The sequence below is a fragment of the Vibrio sp. 1727 genome (assembly GCF_033344415.1).
Classification (GTDB): Bacteria; Pseudomonadota; Gammaproteobacteria; order Enterobacterales; family Vibrionaceae; genus Vibrio; species Vibrio alginolyticus.
Genome location: NZ_JAWPOT010000180.1, coordinates 1 through 799, shown reverse-complemented (window position 1 = coordinate 799; position 799 = coordinate 1). Strand labels below are relative to the sequence as shown.

The window sequence follows — 799 nt, the reverse complement described above, 5'->3', positions numbered from 1 at the left end:
CTCCATTTTGAGTTGGCAAGTAAGTAATATCAGCAACCCACAGTTGTTCTGGCTTCGTTGGTGTCAGCCCATCTTTCACTTTGTTTGGGTGACAGAAAAATCGATGACGGCTGTCAGTCGTTCGGTGATAGGCTCGTCTTGCTCTCACTAACAGCCGATGCTTTCTGAGAAGTTCAAAGAGCTTATCGCGACCTATTTGAATGCCCTTTGTTGCTGCTAAGAACTTCAGTTTACGCGTGCCAATGCGTGGCTGCTTCAGCCTGACTTCATGGACAAAGCCAATGACAGCATGCTCATGATGTTCACAACGAGATTGAGTTTGGCATTGCTTATAATAAGCTTGGCGAGAGATTTGTACTAACTGACAAAACTTCGTAACGCTCAAACCTACTATGGTTTTCTCTTGGACAACGCTTCTTTGTGCTTTTTTGTCACTCTAACACCATAGTCACGTTCCATAACGTTCACGACAGCTTCAAAGAAGTCGGCTTTGAGTTGAGCATCTTCGAGCTGCTTCTCAAGCTCTTTAATACGTTGCTCTGGTGTAGGAGGTGAATTGAACTCGGCCATAGAGTCTCCTTTGGACATAAAGTTAGGTGTCCCTTTAGACCAATCTAGTCGACCATGCTTACGAAGCCAAACCAAAACCGTAGAGCAACCTTGGATGCCATACTTCTCTTGGGCTTGTTTGTAAGTGAGGCTTCCTTTTTCAACCTCATCAACTACAGTGAGTTTAAAAGCGAGGGAGTAATCGCGCTGAGTTCTTTTAGTTGTTGATTTCATAACACTCTCCAATTTT

General features: G+C 44.1%; 1 pseudogene. It reads right to left on the bottom strand.

Annotation, left to right across the window (positions count from 1 at the left end):
- A pseudogene (locus R8O10_RS24645) lies at positions 1-783 on the bottom strand (IS3 family transposase); the annotation flags it as partial.
- Positions 784-799 lie beyond the last annotated feature (16 nt).